Here is a 14,299-nt window from a genome sequence, read left to right on the forward strand (position 1 = left end):
TTTTTTTTTTTTGCGCGCGTTGTGTCGGGGGGGGGCCGGCGGGGGGGGGCCCCCCCCCCGGGGGGGGGGGGGCCCCCGGGGGGGGGGGGGGCCCCCCCCCCCCCGCCCCCCCCCCCCGCCCCACACCTCTCCTCGCCGCCTTCCGGCCCCGGCGCTCACCAGTGGACGACGACCTTGTCGCCGCTCCTCACCTGTGCGAACAGCGCCGCTAGCGTCGCCTCGTCCCGTACGTTCACGCAGCCGTGCGAGGCGCCGTTGTAGCCGGTCGCGGCGAAGTCCGAGGAGTAGTGGACCGCTTGGCCGCCGCTGAAGAACATCGCGTACGGCATGGGGGTGTCGTACAGCGTCGACACATGGTGGCGTGACTTGAAGGTGACGTTGAACTCGCCTTCCCGCGTGGGCGTGTACTGCGAGCCGAATCGCACGTCCACCGTCGAGAGGGTCCTGCCGTCGATCATCCAGCGCAGCGTGCGGCTCGTCTTGCTGATGCACATCACGCGGCCCGTCATACAGCGCGGGTCCGGCTTCGCGGCCGGCTGGTCGCCCGCCGCGTACAGCTCCCACTTGCCCGGCTCGTGCGTCATGGTCAGCAGCCGCTGCCAGGTCACGAAGTCCGTCTTCCCGGTCTGCGGCAGCCCCCGCTTGCCCTGGAAGCCCTTGACGGCGGCGACCGTCGCCGCGCCGTACGTCCCCGTGGGGCCCTCGAAGAGCCAGGCGATCTGACGCAGCCGGGCCTGCACTTCGCGTACGTCTCTGCCCTGGTCGCCCCGCGCCCAGAGCACCTTGGGCGGTGGGGACGGCTTCGGGGGCTTCGCGGGTGTCGAGGAACTGGCGTCGTCGCCGGCGGGCTCGGCCGGCTGGGCAGGCTTCTCGGGACTCACGGGCTTGGGGTCGTCGGGGGTCTCGACCGGCGCCGTTGAGATATGTACCGGGTCCGGCTCGGCGGACGTACCGGCGGCCTGGACCGTGCAGCCGCTCACCGCGGCGAGGACCACGACAGCCGTGACTGATCTCCACATGCCTGGAGTACGCATTTGGACCCCCCGTTGCTCACCGTGCCCTTTGAGAGGTTTCCCGGGGGTGCTTGGTTGCGAACTACGGGGCATTGTGGTGACCGGGCGCGTGGTTGCGAGCGGTTGTGACCGGGGTCTCGTCCGGGCTGTGAGCAAGCTCCCAGCCTGGGCCTCTCCACCGGCCGCACGGCCACCACTACAGTCCGTGGCTAGGGTCGTCTGTACTGGCGAGTATGTGAAGCAAGCGGAGGCACACACCATGGCGCGCGAGTCGGAGTCCGGACTGCCCATCGAGCCGGTGTACGGGCCGGAGGACCTGGAGGGCTGGGACGCAGCCGAGAAGCTGGGGGAGCCGGGCCGCTACCCGTACACACGCGGCGTCTACCCCTCGATGTACACGGGCCGCCCCTGGACGATGCGCCAGTACGCCGGTTTCGGCACGGCGACCGAGTCCAACGCCCGCTACAAGGACCTGATCGCCCACGGCACGATGGGCCTGTCCGTCGCCTTCGACCTGCCCACCCAGATGGGCCACGACTCGGACGCGCCGATCGCGAGCGGCGAGGTCGGCAAGGTGGGCGTGGCGATCGACTCGATCGACGACATGCGGGTGCTTTTCGGCGGCATCCCGCTGGACAAGGTGTCCACGTCGATGACGATCAACGCGCCCGCCTCCCTGCTTCTGCTGCTGTACCAACTGGTCGCGGAGGAGCAGGGTGTATCGGCCGACCAGCTGACGGGCACGATCCAGAACGACGTGCTCAAGGAGTACATCGCGCGCGGCACGTACATCTTCCCGCCCAAGCCCTCCCTGCGCCTGATCGCGGACATCTTCAAGTACTGCAAAACCGAGATCCCGAAGTGGAACACCATCTCGATCTCCGGCTACCACATGGCCGAGGCGGGCGCCTCACCCGTGCAGGAGATCGCCTTCACCCTCGCCGACGGCATCGAGTACGTGCGTACGGCGGTCGCGGCCGGCATGGACGTGGACGACTTCGCCCCCCGCCTCTCCTTCTTCTTCGTGTCGCGTACGACGATCCTGGAGGAGGTCGCCAAGTTCCGAGCGGCGCGCAGGATCTGGGCCCGGGTGATGCGGGACGAGTTCGGCGCCAAGAATCCGAAGTCGCTGATGCTGCGCTTCCACACGCAGACGGCGGGCGTGCAGCTGACGGCCCAGCAGCCGGAGGTGAACCTGGTCCGTGTCGCCGTGCAGGGCCTGGCCGCCGTGCTGGGCGGCACCCAGTCCCTGCACACCAACTCCTTCGACGAGGCCATCGCGCTGCCCACCGACAAGTCCGCCCGCCTCGCGCTCCGTACGCAGCAGGTGCTGGCGTACGAGACGGATGTGACGGCGACGGTCGATCCGTTCGCCGGCTCGTACGTGATCGAGAAGATGACCGACGAGGTGGAGGCCGCGGCCGTCGAACTGATGGCGAAGGTCGAGGACTTGGGCGGCGCCGTCAACGCCATCGAGCACGGCTTCCAGAAGGGCGAGATCGAGCGCTCGGCGTACCGCATCGCGCTGGAGACCGACTCCGGCGAGCGAGTGGTCGTGGGCGTCAACCGCTTCCAGCTCGACGAGGAAGACCCGTACGAGCCCCTCCGGGTGGACCCGGCCATCGAGGCACAGCAGGCGGAGCGGTTGGCGAAGCTGCGGGCTGAGAGGGACCAGGGGGCGGTGGACGCGGCGCTTACGGAGCTGAAGAAGGCTGCCGAAGGCACGGACAACGTCCTGTACCCGATGAAGGATGCGTTGAGGGCTCGCGCGACGGTGGGCGAGGTGTGCAATGCGTTGCGGGAGGTTTGGGGGAACTACGTGCCGAGCGATGCGTTCTGAGTGACCGATTCCGGATACGCTCGATAATTTCAGTTATCCGGAGGGGAGTTGTCGAGGTGGCTCGTGCACGACGGACGACGGTCCTGGAGGCGGAGGCCTGGCTCACTCGGGAACTGGAGGGGCATCGCGGTGAGGTTCTCTTCGGCAGGCTCACTGCGACGCCTTTGGTTGACGCCCCGCATCAGCTGACCCTGACCCGGGTCTTTCGCGAGTTCTGCGAGGCCGAAGAGCGTCAGAGCGGGCTCAAGTGCCTGCAGGGCATCGGTCTGTGGCTGCCCACGGGGCCCGAAGACTTCGCGGTCCCTGACCTCTCGATCGTCGAGGCGGACTTCCAGGACACGCACGTTCAGCACAACTGCTACGCACCGCACGCTTTCCGGCTGGTGTTGGAGGTGACCGCTTGCAACTGGTCCGATGACCTCTGCCTGAAAGTCGAGTGCTACGCCCAGGCCGGCATCCCCGTCTACCTCATCGTCGATCGCAGGCACGACGAGGTACTGCTCTACCAGGATCCGGTCGACGGCATGTATCCCGAGCCCCGGCGCTACAAGCGGGGGCAGAGGGTGCACGTCCCTGAGTCGGTCGGTGCCACGTTCGAACTCTCCGTGGACGCCCTCCTCGACGGCGACGACTGACCGCTAGCCGAGGACTCCCACGCGGGTTGCGTACTCCGTCAGTCCCTCAGCCGTGTCGCCTGCCCACCCCACGTAACCATCCGGCCGTACGAGGAACACCCCGCTGCCATACGCCTCGTACGCGGGTACGCGAATTGGTCGTACCAAGTCCCCCTCCAACAGCGGCAGTTCGACCTCCGTCCCCACCGCGACCAACGTCCAGTGCGCCCCCCGGAACACATCGAAGAGCCGTACGCCGCCCCGCGTGCCGTCCGGAGCGCGGTCGCCCGCCTGCAGGGCGTCCGCCGGGAGGCCGGTGCGGGTCTCCACCGTCAGTGAGCAGCCCCGGTAACCCAGGCCGAGCTGCTGCGTGGCCTCGCCGCGTCGGGTCTCGCCCCGGTGGATCCGCGTCGAAAGGCCCAGCATCTCCGCGGCCACCGGCAGCCGTTCCTCCTCGTACGAGTCGAGGAGGGAGTCCGGTGCATCGCCCCGCAGGACGGCGCCCAGCTTCCAGCCCAGGTTGTACGCGTCCTGGACGCTCGTGTTGAGGCCCTGGCCGCCGGCCGGCGAGTGGACGTGGGCCGCGTCCCCCGCGAGGAACACCCGGCCCTCCCGGAACCGGTCCGCCATCGCGGCGCGTGGCCGGAAGTCCGAGGCCCAGCGGACCTCGGTCACGGCGTCGGGCGCGAGATGCGTCCGAGTGGCGATGAGCTTGCGGATGCCGTCGAGGGAGAGGTCCGGGGTGGAGGCCGGATCCTCGAAGCTGGCCGCCAGCTGGAAGTCCTCGACGCCCGGGAGCGGCCAGAGGACCAGGAAGCCTTCGCCGTCGGCGGGCGGGAAGACATGCAGGTTGTCGCGGTCGAGTCCGGTGATGCGGACGTCCGCCACCAGTGCCGGGTTCGGGTCCACCGTCTCGCCGGTCATGTCGACGCCGAGCAGTCGGCGTCCGGTGGAGCGTCCTCCGTCGGCGGCCACCGCGTACCGGGCCCGCACGGGGGCGCCGGTCGTGAACGTCGCCGTCACCCCGTCCGTCTCCTGCGTGAGCCCGGTCAGCTCGCGCCCGAACGCTACGCCTCCGCCCAGCTCGCGCAGCCGCGCGAAGAGGATCTCCTGCGTACGCCACTGCGGGACCATCCACGACCCGGCGTACGGAACCGTCTCGGTGGGGGCCACCTCGTCGAACATCCGGTGCTCGCCCTGCCGCTTCCCGTCCTGCCAGATCATGCCGACGGGGTACGGGCCACCATGCGCGCGGATCGCGTCCAGTACGCCGAGGTCGTCGAAGACCTCCATCGTGCGCGGCTGGATGCCCTTGCCGCGCGAGCCGGGGAAGAGCCTGTCGGCCCGCTCGACGACGAGGGCGTGTACCCCGCGCCGGGCCAGGTCACAGGCGAGGGTGAGACCGGTGGGGCCTGCGCCGACCACCAGTACGTCGGTTACGTCGGCTTCCTTAACGCTGTTAAGTTGCATGTCGTGAGGGTCCCCTTAACGTTGTTAAGTTGTCAAGGGGGTACCGCCGGATAAGGTGCGGACGTGGCTGTGGCGAAGAAGATCGACCGGGCGCTGGTAGCCGACACCGCGCTGCGACTGCTGAACGAGGTCGGCCTCGAAGGCCTAACCCTGCGCGCCATCGCCAAGGAACTGGACGTCAAAGCCCCCGCCCTCTACTGGCACTTCAAGGACAAGCAGGCGCTGCTGGATGAGATGGCGACCGAGATCCTCCGGCGGATGAGCGCCGACCTCGACGAGCTGCCGACGCGGTGGCAGGACGCCGTCACCACCGCGATGCGCGGCCTGCGCGCGCACCTGCTGCGCTACCGCGACGGCGCCAAGGTCTACAGCGGTACGCACTTCACGGACACCTCGTACGCGGACCCGATGGAACGCAACCTCCGGGTGCTCACGAACGAGGGCTTCACTCCGGCCCGCGCCGCCCGGGCCTGGTTCACCGCGACCAGCTACACCATCGGCTACGTCATCGAGGAGCAGGCGATGGGGCCCGACCCGGCCGGGGGCGGCGAGGGGTACGATCTCGCGGCCCGCGCCGAGCGGCTCGCCGCGTACCCGCTCGCCGTGGCCGCGGGAGAGGCGATGTTCCGCGACCACGACCGTGGCTTCGAGGAGGGACTTGCGGCGATCATCGCCGGAATCGACGTGACGCTGCGGGGACCTTGACCGCGTTCAGAGAGGTGCGTCGAGCCAGGCGTTCAGCGACGAGGCCTCGACAGCGCCGAGCGCAGCCGTGGTCCCAAACGGTCCTCGACCAGGCGGTTGAGCAGCCACGCCAGCAGCAGCATCGTCGCGATCGTCAGCAGGAAAGTCGCGTACGACGGGATGCCCAGGCTCTGGTGGTAGGCCTTGATGGCGACCCAGCCGAGGTGCTCGTGCACCAGGTAGAAGGGGTACGTCAGCGCGCCCGCGACCGTAAGCCAGCGCCAGTTGGCCCAGTTCAGCCAGCCCAGGGCGATCGCGGCGACCGCGACGAAGCCGAAGGTGACGACCAGGATGATGCCGGACGAGGTGCGGTAGGAGAAGAAGTCCGGGTTGGGGGCGTGCCACAGGCTGGCCACCGCGTAGTGCTGGCCGAGCAGCCAGCTGACGCCCACGATGCCCCAGGCGTACGCGTCGTGCCGGTCGCGGTGGATGAGGTAGAGGCCGATGCCGCCGATGAAGAACGGCGCGTACTCGGGCATCAGGACCAGGTCGAGCAGCGGCTCGTTCGCCGCCTCGGCTATCGCCGCGGCCATGGTCCAGCCCGCGCAGAACAGGATGATGCCCTGGCGGTTCGCTCCCGGCATCACGACGCACAGCGCGAACAGCGCGTAGAAGCGGACCTCCGCCCACAGCGTCCAGCAGACGCCCAGCACCCGGTCCACGCCCAGGGGTTGCTGCATCATCGTCAGGTTCAGCAGCGCGTCACTCGGCGAGACGGCCTTGTACGCCACCACCGGCAGCGCGAAGACCACCGTCACGAGGATCACCGCCGCCCAGTAGGACGGCAGCAGCCGTGACGCACGCGAGGCGAAGAACGAGCGCAGAGGCCGTCCCCAGCCGCTCATGCATATGACGAAGCCGCTGATGACGAAGAAGATGTGCACGCCCAGGCAGCCGTACGCGAACCACTCGTGCAGCGTGGGGAATTGCAGCTTCGCCGAGGAGCCCCACGCCTTCGCGACCTCGCCGTCCCGCCCCCCGTAGTGGTACGCGGCCACCATCAGCGCGGCGATCAGCCGCAGTCCGTCGAGCGCGCGAAGGCGCGAGGCGGCGCGGGGCCGGGCGATGATCCGGGGCGGTGGCGTGCCGTTGGTACCGGTGACGGTACTCACGGCGGCGGTGTCCGCCTCCGGAGAAGCCGTCGGGGCGGGTTTTGAGTCGACCGAAGTCATCCGAGAGTGGCCCTCTTGAGCGATCGGGCGCGACGGGCCACACGGCGGACGGTGGCGTTGCGCGGAATGAAGGCCAGTTGCGTCGGCACGGCGCCGGGCAGGCCCAGCGAGGTGAGCCGTCGACGCTTGAAGTAGCGCCAGGTATGGCCGTTGAGGCGGCGCGACAGATACCGCTCGGCGGCCGGCCGCAGATCCGGGTAGATCTTGGACTGCATGGCGTAGCCCACCGCTCGCAGGAGCTCGGTGAGTTGGTCCGTGCCGAGCCCCTCGCGCTGCTCGGTGACCGCCTTCTGGTCCGTCAGCTCGGGCAGCACGGCGTCCACGATCGTCACGGGGACGCGATTGCTGTTCTCGTACGGCTTGAGGCGTTCCAGGAGCGTCTCCGTGCCGATCCGGGCGACGGGCAGGCCGTACAGCGCCGAGGCGGTGAGAAGCGCCGTGGAGAAGCAGCCGGCGACCAGCGCGGGCCGCATCCGCTGGTAGAGGACCTCGGCGAGCACCGGAGTGTCCAGCACCGTGAGTTCGGCGCCGAGCTTCTCGGCCTCCTTCTCCAGGGCGCGCGACCAGCGGGCCGGGGCACTGGGGTGCGGCTTGAACACCACGCGCTGGTGGCCGAGTTGTACGGCTCCCCTCAGCATCCGTACGTGCAGGTCCTCTTCCTGCTCGGCAGTGAGAATGCCGAGCGCGGAGAGGTACTGGCCGAGCAGCAGGGCCGGCTCTTCGATGACGGGCAACTCGTCACCCGTGTCGACGAGTTCGGCGAGCACCTTGGTGAACGCGTCCGTCGGCACGATCTCCGGCTCGACACCGAACTCGGTGAGCAGCAGCGGCTTGAGGTCCGGAACCAGGTCGAGGTGGAGAAGCCGGTCGATACGCGTGCCGACCAGCGGGTCGATCTTGCTGCGGGTGGGCCCGTAGCTCATCAGGCCGTCCGCGTAGACGGTGATGGGCGCGCCCGTGAAGATCTGCGCGACGCCGAGCGCCGGGTTCACCTGGATCGACTCGACGGCCAGCTCGATGTCGTCGTCACCGAGGTTCCAGGCGAGCCGCAGATGACGCTCCCACAGCGGTACGTCGTTCAGACGCGGCGACCAACCGCCCGGGTGGAAAGGGGAGATGGTCTCGTTCCACGAGACCACGTCGTCGAACCGGCCGCGCAGACGCTCGAAGCCGGGCATCTCGTCGATGCCCCGCGAGGTCTCGGGCGTCGCCGAGTTGTTGGAGACCAGAAGGATGCGCCGGTCGGCAGGGCGGAAGCAGTCGGCGTCGACGGCCGCCGCCAGCGTCGCCATGCCGTACAGCGTCGACGCCATGAAGATCTGGGTGGTCACGCGGCCACCCCCGCGGACACGGGACGGCGGCGCAGCCGGCGCAGCCGCGTCGCGCGCTGTACGTCCATGGAGTCGAGGGCGTCGTCGAGGACGTCCTGCGGCATACGCCGCAATGCGACGGCACTCATCGACTTCAGTTTCCGTGCCACGGGAGGCTCGAACCTTTCGATGGAACCCAGGTGATGAGAAATAATCGCACAGTAGGTCCGCACGGCCTTCGGCAGGAGTTTATCCGCCTCCCGGTCCTCGGCCGTTTCCCGTACGACCTCGTCGAACGCGCGAATGAAATCCAGCTGCCGTACGTCCCCGATCTGCGTCAGCGAGGACGAGACTCCGCGCCGGTAGAACACACCGAGCAGCCCCACCACGCCGAACGACTCGGCCTCGCGGTGCAGCTTCCAGATCCACGGCCGGTCCTCGGCCGTGCGCAGCCCGTCGGTGAAGTGCAGCACGCCCCGGTCGACGAGGCGGCGGTGGTAGATGCCCGCCCAGGCGTACGCGTAGTCCACGGAGGTGGAGCGGTCGGCGGGCAGGATCGCCTCGCGCGGGTTCAGCACGACACCGCGCCGGCCGTGCGGAACGCGGTGGATCGAGCGGGCCCGCGCGGTCGCCTGGACATGGTCGGTACGGACGAAGTCGACGCCCAAGTCCTCGATGGCTGCCAGGAGTTGCTCGTAGTACCCGGGCGCGAGCCAGTCATCGCCGTCGAGGAACGTCAGGTACTCGCCGCGCGCCGCGTCGATACCCGTGTTGCGTGCGGTCGCCAGACCTCCGTTCTGCTCGTGTCTGACGTACACGGCACCCTGGAGCTCGCGCTCCGCGCGCGCGAGAATGTCCGGTGTCTCGTCGCGCGAACAGTCGTCGACGAGAATGAATTCGAAGTCCTGACGCGCGTTGGCACGCAGGCTCCTCAGGGTGTCGGGTGCGTATTGCTGCACGTTGTAGAACGGCACGATGACGGAGAGCTTGACCACCCACGTGACGTTAGGGGGAAGCCCGGCATTCGTCTTGACCGATGGTGAGATGTCAGGTGAACGGCGCGTGGCGGAATGGTGAACCCAGCCTTTTTCAGGGCGGATCCGGGCCCGATTCGCCATTCGGCGATGTGCTGTTAACCCTTTGTTGCATTCCGGTTGGGCCGCGCATCGGAATCGCTTCCTAGCGTCTTCGACGTGCCAGCAAGTACCTCGAACTCCCTGCGAGTCGCCGTTCTCGCGGATTCCGACACCCGGTGGAAATGGGGCGCGCTCACCGCGAACCGCATTTCACCGGCCGAATCGGACATCCGCCTCGACGGTTATCTCCTGCGCGGCCGTGCGACCCCCACCGCCCGCCAGCTCCAAGAGGTCGGCGTCCGCGCGGACTCGCTCCGCGAGGTCACCGGTGTCGAATTCCTGCGGACCCTGCGGGAAGCGGAGTACGACATCGTCGTGCTCGCCCTCGTCGGCGGCGCCGTCCAGGCGATGCTGCACGGTCTCGGACACGCCTGGCAGGAGCGCGCGAAGCGGCCCGTGGTCGTCACCGGCTATGTCGGCGTCGTCTACGAAAAGCTCGCCGACGGGCTGCTGCTGCGGCACGGCGCGGACCTCGTCCTCGCCAACTCCCGCCAGGACGCGGAGCGTTTCACCGCCGTGTACGAGGGAGTGGGCGCCGACGCCTCCTCCGTGACCGAGGTCGCGCTGCCGTTCCTCGGCGGAGCCGCCTACACCGAGAACGACCGGACCGACCCGTACACCGTCGTTTTCGCCGCGCAGCCCTCCGTCCCGGAGAGCCGCAAGGACCGCATGTACTTGCTGGAGCGGCTCGTCCGGCACGCACGGCTGCATCCGGACCGCGAGGTCCTGCTGAAGCTGCGCTCCAAGCCCGGCGAACACACCACGCACATCGAGGAGCAGCCCTACCAGAAGCTGGCGCAGCGCCTCGACCTGCCCGCCAACTTCCGCCTCGTGTACGGGCACATGGGCGAGGTCCTCGACCGCACCGACCTGCTGGTCACCGTCAGCTCGACGGCCGCGCTGGAGTCCCTGCACCGGCGTATTCCCACGGTCCTGCTCACGGACCTGGGCGTGCGCGAGTCGCTGGGCAACCACCACTTCGTCGGCTCCGGGTGCCTCGCCTCCTGGGACCAGCTCGACGCCGGGCACCAGCCGGCGCCCGACGAGGAGTGGGTGGCACGGCAGGGAGTCGCAGCCGACGGGGCGTACGAGACGGCCTTCGACGCGGCCCGTACGCACATCGCCGAGCTGCTCGACAAGGGCGAACTCCCTTCCCTCGCCCCCTACTACACGCCCGTCACCGCCCCCGGCTATCTGCCCGGCATCCTCGCCCGCCACCACCTCGCCCCGGACGGCAGCCCGCTGCCCGGCGCACCCGCCGCCGACACCGAGCCGGGACCCGTGCGGCAGATCGTGCGCCGGGCGGCGCGCGGCGCCTACCGGCACGGCGTGCAGCGCGTGGCGCCCGTCATCCGGCGGATGGGCGAGCTGTGAGCGCCCCCGAGCCGACGGGCGCCGAGCGCTCCGCTGAAGGCGCCGTCATGAACCTGCGGGTCCGTTGTGGCTGGTCGCGCAGTTCCCCGCGCCCCTTGCAGGGCGCGATACAGCGCCGTACCGCCGCACGACCGTCAATCAAGGAGTACAGGCAATGACCAACTCGGAAGCGGGCCCAGCGACTTCGGTACGTCGCGTGCTCGCGGTGATCCCCGCCAGGGGCGGCTCCAAGGGCGTCCCCGCCAAGAACCTCCTCCCGGTCGGCGGTGTGCCGCTGGTGGCCCGCGCGGTGCGCGAATGCCGCGCGGCCCGGCTGGTGACGGACGTCGTGGTCTCCACCGACGACCAGGCGATCGCCGCCGCCGCCCGCGAGGCCGGCGCGGAAGTCGTACTGCGCCCCGCCGCCATCGCCGGCGACACGGCCACCTCCGAGGCGGCCGTCCTGCACGCCATGGACGCCCACGAGGCGCTGCACGGCTCCGCGGTCGACGTAGTGCTCCTCGTCCAGTGCACCAGCCCGTTCATCGTCCGCGAGGACCTCGACGGGGTCGCGGGCGCGGTCGTGGAGAACGGCGCGGACACCGCGCTGACCGTGGCGCCCTTCCACGGCTTCATCTGGCGGGACGCCGACGACGACCCGGCCGTGGTCGACACCCGGGCCACCCAGGCCGTCGGCGGTGGCACAGCCGTCGCCAACACCACGGCCACCGACGGCGGCTACGGCGTCAACCACGACAAGTCCTTCCGCCCGCGCCGCCAGGACCGCCCCCAGGACCTCCTGGAGACCGGCGCCGCGTACGCCATGGACGCCGTCGGCCTGCGCGAACACAAGCACCGCTTCTTCGGCCGTACGGAGCTCGTCCGCACCGACCCCGCGCGCGTGCTGGAAATCGACGACCCGCACGACCTCGCCCGCGCCCGGGCCCTCGCGCCCCTCTTCGACGCGAACCGCCCCGGCGCCCTCCCGACCGCCGCCGACATCGACGCGGTCGTCCTCGACTTCGACGGCACCCAGACGGACGACAGGGTGCTGATCGACTCCGACGGACGGGAGTTCGTCTCCGTGCACCGCGGGGACGGACTCGGTATCGCGGCCCTCCGCAAGAGCGGCCTGACGATGCTGATCCTGTCCACGGAGCAGAACCCGGTCGTCGCCGCCAGAGCCCGGAAGCTGCAGATTCCGGTCCTCCACGGCATCGACCGGAAAGACCTCGCACTGAAGCAGTGGTGCGAGGAGCAGGGCATCGCGCCTGAGCGCGTGCTCTACGTCGGCAACGACGTCAACGACCTCCCGTGCTTCGCCCTCGTGGGCTGGCCCGTGGCGGTCGCGAGCGCCCACGACGTCGTGCGCGGCGCCGCACGCGCGGTCACCACCGTCCCCGGTGGCGACGGCGCGATCCGAGAGATCGCCAGCTGGATCCTCGGTCCTTCTCTCGACTCCCTCGACAAGTAAGGAACTTCTCCACCATGAGCACCAACTCCCGTCTGCGCACCTTCGGTCCGAAGACCGCCGGCCCGGGCCACCCCGTCTACGTCGTCGGCGAGATCGGCATCAACCACAACGGCGAGCTCGAGAACGCGTTCAAGCTCATCGACGCGGCCGCCGAGGCCGGCTGCGACGCCGTGAAGTTCCAGAAGCGCACCCCGGAGATCTGCACCCCGCGCGACCAGTGGGACATCGAGCGCGACACCCCATGGGGCCGCATGACCTACATCGACTACCGCCACCGCGTGGAGTTCGGCGAGGACGAGTACCGCCAGATCGACGAGTACTCCAAGGAGAGGGGCATCGCCTGGTTCGCCTCCCCGTGGGACACCGAGGCCGTCGCCTTCCTCGAGAAGTTCGACGTCCCGGCCCACAAGGTCGCGTCCGCGTCCCTGACCGACGACGAGCTGCTGCGTTCGCTGCGCGCCACCGGCCGCACGGTCATCCTCTCCACCGGCATGTCGACGCCGAAGCAGATCCGCCACGCGGTCGAGGTCCTCGGCTCGGACAACATCCTTCTCTGCCACGCCACTTCGACCTACCCCGCGAAGGCCGAGGAGCTCAACCTCCGCGTCATCAACACCCTCCAGGCCGAGTACCCGAACGTCCCGATCGGCTACTCCGGCCACGAGACGGGCCTGCAGACCACGCTCGCCGCGGTCGCCCTCGGCGCCACCTTCGTCGAGCGTCACATCACCCTCGACCGCGCGATGTGGGGCTCCGACCAGGCCGCCTCGGTCGAGCCGCAGGGCCTGACCCGCCTGGTCCGCGACATCCGCACCATCGAGGCCTCCCTCGGCGACGGCGTCAAGAAGGTGTACGACTCCGAGCTCGGCCCGATGAAGAAGCTGCGCCGCGTCTCCGGTGTCGTCGCCGAGGCGGAGATCGCCGCGGCGGCGGGCGAGCCGGTCTCGGTCTGATCCGCTCCAACCCCCACAACTTCAAGGGAAGCGACGGTAGTACGTCGATGAGCCCCCGCGCCGGAACCGCCGGCCCCCACACTCTCGCCTTCGTCGAGAGTCCGGTACAGCTCCTGAACGTGCTGGAGTGGGCGCATACCCGTGCGCTCGGCACGGAGGGAGACTCTGCGCGGGCCCCCGGCGCGGGGCTCACCCTTGTCGTCCTGTCGCCCAACGACCCCATGACCCGGGGCCAGTTGCGCCGTATGGCGGAGCTGGCACGGGACGAGGGGTACGACGTGCGGTGGGAGGAGGCGCGGGGCGGCGCGACGGCCCCGTTCCACACCATCGCGGGCCTGGCCCCGCTGCTTCGCAGGGCGAAGCGGGTCGTGATGGGCGACCCGTTCTCCCGCTACGTACAACTCCTGCTGACCATCACGCGGGCCCAGGACCTGGTGGTCGTGGACGACGGCACGGCGACCATGGAGTTCGTCTCCCAGCTCGCCCGCGGCGAACGCCTGGTCCGCTGGCACCGCAAGGGCGGCCGCCCCGGCCCCCGCGACCTGCTCTTCGCCCCGGTCTCATCCAAGGCCCGCCACCGCCTCACTCCTGGTGGGGACCGGCACGTGGAGGTCTTCTCCTCCATGCCGATCGACGAGACCCCTGAGGGCGTCACCGTCACGGCGAACGACTTCTCCTGGACCCGCGCCCGCTTCGGCCCGCCCCGCACCACCAAGGGCGCCGACCTGGTCGGCACGTCCCTGGTCGAGACGGGCGTGGTGGACGGCGACCGCTACCAGGAGGCGGTTCGCCACCTCGCCCGCACCCACGGCGCGACGCGCTACTTCGCCCACCGCCGCGAGAGCTCCGAGAAACTCCACCGCCTCGCGACGGAAGCCGGCCTGGAGGTGGTCCGCCCGGACCTACCCCTCGAACTCATCGCCCGCCGCGGCCCCATCGGCCGTATGGTCCTGAGCTTCCCGTCGACCGTGGTCCACACCCTGCCACTGGCCCTGGCGGGTACGGACGTCAAGGTCGCCGTCTGCGACATCGACCCGACCTGGCTGACCGAGAACGCCTCACCCCGGGCGCAGGGCTTCCTGTCGGGGGTCACGGGGACGGCGCGGGATGTGCACCGGCTGTCGGCGGTTACGTCGGCGTAGGTACTCCGCGGAACCTGCCCTGGCCGTACCCGATGGGTATCGTTCTGCACGGAGGACAAGGGGCCGGCGGGCGACGCG

Annotated in this window: 12 protein-coding genes; 7 read left to right on the forward strand and 5 right to left on the reverse strand. The window is 69.7% G+C overall.

Annotated features, from left to right (window positions below; genetic code table 11):
- Positions 1 to 155: 155 nt before the first annotated feature.
- Positions 156 to 1,019 (reverse strand): L,D-transpeptidase family protein, encoded by an 864-nt coding sequence (locus ACGFNK_RS44730; protein WP_393426860.1) that lies wholly within the window; start codon positions 1,017 to 1,019, stop codon positions 156 to 158.
- Positions 1,020 to 1,272: 253 nt separating this feature from the next.
- Here ACGFNK_RS44730 and ACGFNK_RS44735 point away from each other — a divergent pair, with 253 nt between their 5' ends.
- Both ACGFNK_RS44735 and ACGFNK_RS44740 read left to right on the forward strand, forming a co-directional pair.
- Entirely contained in the window at positions 1,273 to 2,853 is a 1,581-nt protein-coding gene (locus ACGFNK_RS44735; RefSeq protein ID WP_393426863.1) for a methylmalonyl-CoA mutase, read from the forward strand.
- Positions 2,854 to 2,909: 56 nt separating this feature from the next.
- Positions 2,910 to 3,488: a Uma2 family endonuclease gene (locus tag ACGFNK_RS44740; RefSeq protein ID WP_393426866.1), complete on the forward strand. Its 579-nt coding sequence runs from the start codon at positions 2,910 to 2,912 to the stop codon at positions 3,486 to 3,488.
- Between the two features lie 3 nt (positions 3,489 to 3,491).
- Here ACGFNK_RS44740 and ACGFNK_RS44745 read toward each other — a convergent pair whose 3' ends face one another.
- Complete coding sequence (locus ACGFNK_RS44745) at positions 3,492 to 4,937, reverse strand: FAD-dependent oxidoreductase (RefSeq protein ID WP_393426869.1); 1,446 nt, start codon at positions 4,935 to 4,937, stop codon at positions 3,492 to 3,494.
- Positions 4,938 to 5,006: 69 nt separating this feature from the next.
- Between ACGFNK_RS44745 and ACGFNK_RS44750 the strand changes: the two genes are divergently transcribed.
- Entirely contained in the window at positions 5,007 to 5,642 is a 636-nt protein-coding gene (locus ACGFNK_RS44750) for a TetR/AcrR family transcriptional regulator C-terminal domain-containing protein (RefSeq protein ID WP_386351547.1), read from the forward strand.
- A gap of 32 nt (positions 5,643 to 5,674) precedes the next feature.
- On the opposite strand, the gene ACGFNK_RS44755 is transcribed toward ACGFNK_RS44750, so the two are convergent.
- Genes ACGFNK_RS44755 through ACGFNK_RS44765 form a run of 3 tightly spaced genes read right to left on the reverse strand, consistent with a single transcriptional unit; the run spans position 5,675 to position 9,158 of the window.
- Entirely contained in the window at positions 5,675 to 6,853 is a 1,179-nt protein-coding gene (locus ACGFNK_RS44755) for an acyltransferase family protein (protein WP_393426872.1), read from the reverse strand.
- Positions 6,850 to 8,184: a polysialyltransferase family glycosyltransferase gene (locus ACGFNK_RS44760; protein WP_393426875.1), complete on the reverse strand. Its 1,335-nt coding sequence runs from the start codon at positions 8,182 to 8,184 to the stop codon at positions 6,850 to 6,852. Before ACGFNK_RS44760 ends, ACGFNK_RS44755 begins: the two co-directional genes overlap by 4 nt.
- Positions 8,181 to 9,158: a glycosyltransferase family 2 protein gene (locus tag ACGFNK_RS44765; protein WP_393426878.1), complete on the reverse strand. Its 978-nt coding sequence runs from the start codon at positions 9,156 to 9,158 to the stop codon at positions 8,181 to 8,183. The genes ACGFNK_RS44760 and ACGFNK_RS44765 overlap by 4 nt, the downstream gene beginning before the upstream one ends.
- A 198-nt stretch (positions 9,159 to 9,356) precedes the next feature.
- Between ACGFNK_RS44765 and ACGFNK_RS44770 the strand changes: the two genes are divergently transcribed.
- The 4 genes from ACGFNK_RS44770 to ACGFNK_RS44785 all read left to right on the forward strand — a co-directional run bounded on the left by ACGFNK_RS44770 (position 9,357) and on the right by ACGFNK_RS44785 (position 14,221).
- On the forward strand, positions 9,357 to 10,673 hold the full coding sequence (locus ACGFNK_RS44770) for a DUF6716 putative glycosyltransferase (protein WP_393426881.1): 1,317 nt from the start codon (positions 9,357 to 9,359) through the stop codon (positions 10,671 to 10,673).
- Between the two features lie 154 nt (positions 10,674 to 10,827).
- Positions 10,828 to 12,126: a cytidylyltransferase domain-containing protein gene (locus tag ACGFNK_RS44775; protein ID WP_393426884.1), complete on the forward strand. Its 1,299-nt coding sequence runs from the start codon at positions 10,828 to 10,830 to the stop codon at positions 12,124 to 12,126.
- A gap of 14 nt (positions 12,127 to 12,140) precedes the next feature.
- Positions 12,141 to 13,079 (forward strand): N-acetylneuraminate synthase family protein, encoded by a 939-nt coding sequence (locus ACGFNK_RS44780; protein ID WP_393426887.1) that lies wholly within the window; start codon positions 12,141 to 12,143, stop codon positions 13,077 to 13,079.
- Between the two features lie 47 nt (positions 13,080 to 13,126).
- Complete coding sequence (locus tag ACGFNK_RS44785; RefSeq protein WP_393426890.1) at positions 13,127 to 14,221, forward strand: hypothetical protein; 1,095 nt, start codon at positions 13,127 to 13,129, stop codon at positions 14,219 to 14,221.
- The last annotated feature ends 78 nt before the right edge of the window (positions 14,222 to 14,299 follow it).

Source organism: Streptomyces sp. NPDC048825, assembly GCF_043198355.1.
Classification (GTDB): domain Bacteria; phylum Actinomycetota; class Actinomycetes; order Streptomycetales; family Streptomycetaceae; genus Streptomyces; species Streptomyces xiangluensis.

Bases quoted from the DNA above. Each gene is read 5' to 3' on its own strand.
- ACGFNK_RS44730 (WP_393426860.1), bottom strand. From the start codon at position 1,019: ATGTGGAGATCAGTCACGGCTGTCGTGGTCCTCGCCGCGGTGAGCGGC.
- ACGFNK_RS44735 (WP_393426863.1), top strand. From the start codon at position 1,273: ATGGCGCGCGAGTCGGAGTCCGGACTGCCCATCGAGCCGGTGTACGGG.
- ACGFNK_RS44745 (WP_393426869.1), bottom strand. From the start codon at position 4,937: ATGCAACTTAACAGCGTTAAGGAAGCCGACGTAACCGACGTACTGGTG.
- ACGFNK_RS44755 (WP_393426872.1), bottom strand. From the start codon at position 6,853: ATGACTTCGGTCGACTCAAAACCCGCCCCGACGGCTTCTCCGGAGGCG.
- ACGFNK_RS44775 (WP_393426884.1), top strand. From the start codon at position 10,828: ATGACCAACTCGGAAGCGGGCCCAGCGACTTCGGTACGTCGCGTGCTC.
- ACGFNK_RS44780 (WP_393426887.1), top strand. From the start codon at position 12,141: ATGAGCACCAACTCCCGTCTGCGCACCTTCGGTCCGAAGACCGCCGGC.
- ACGFNK_RS44785 (WP_393426890.1), top strand. From the start codon at position 13,127: ATGAGCCCCCGCGCCGGAACCGCCGGCCCCCACACTCTCGCCTTCGTC.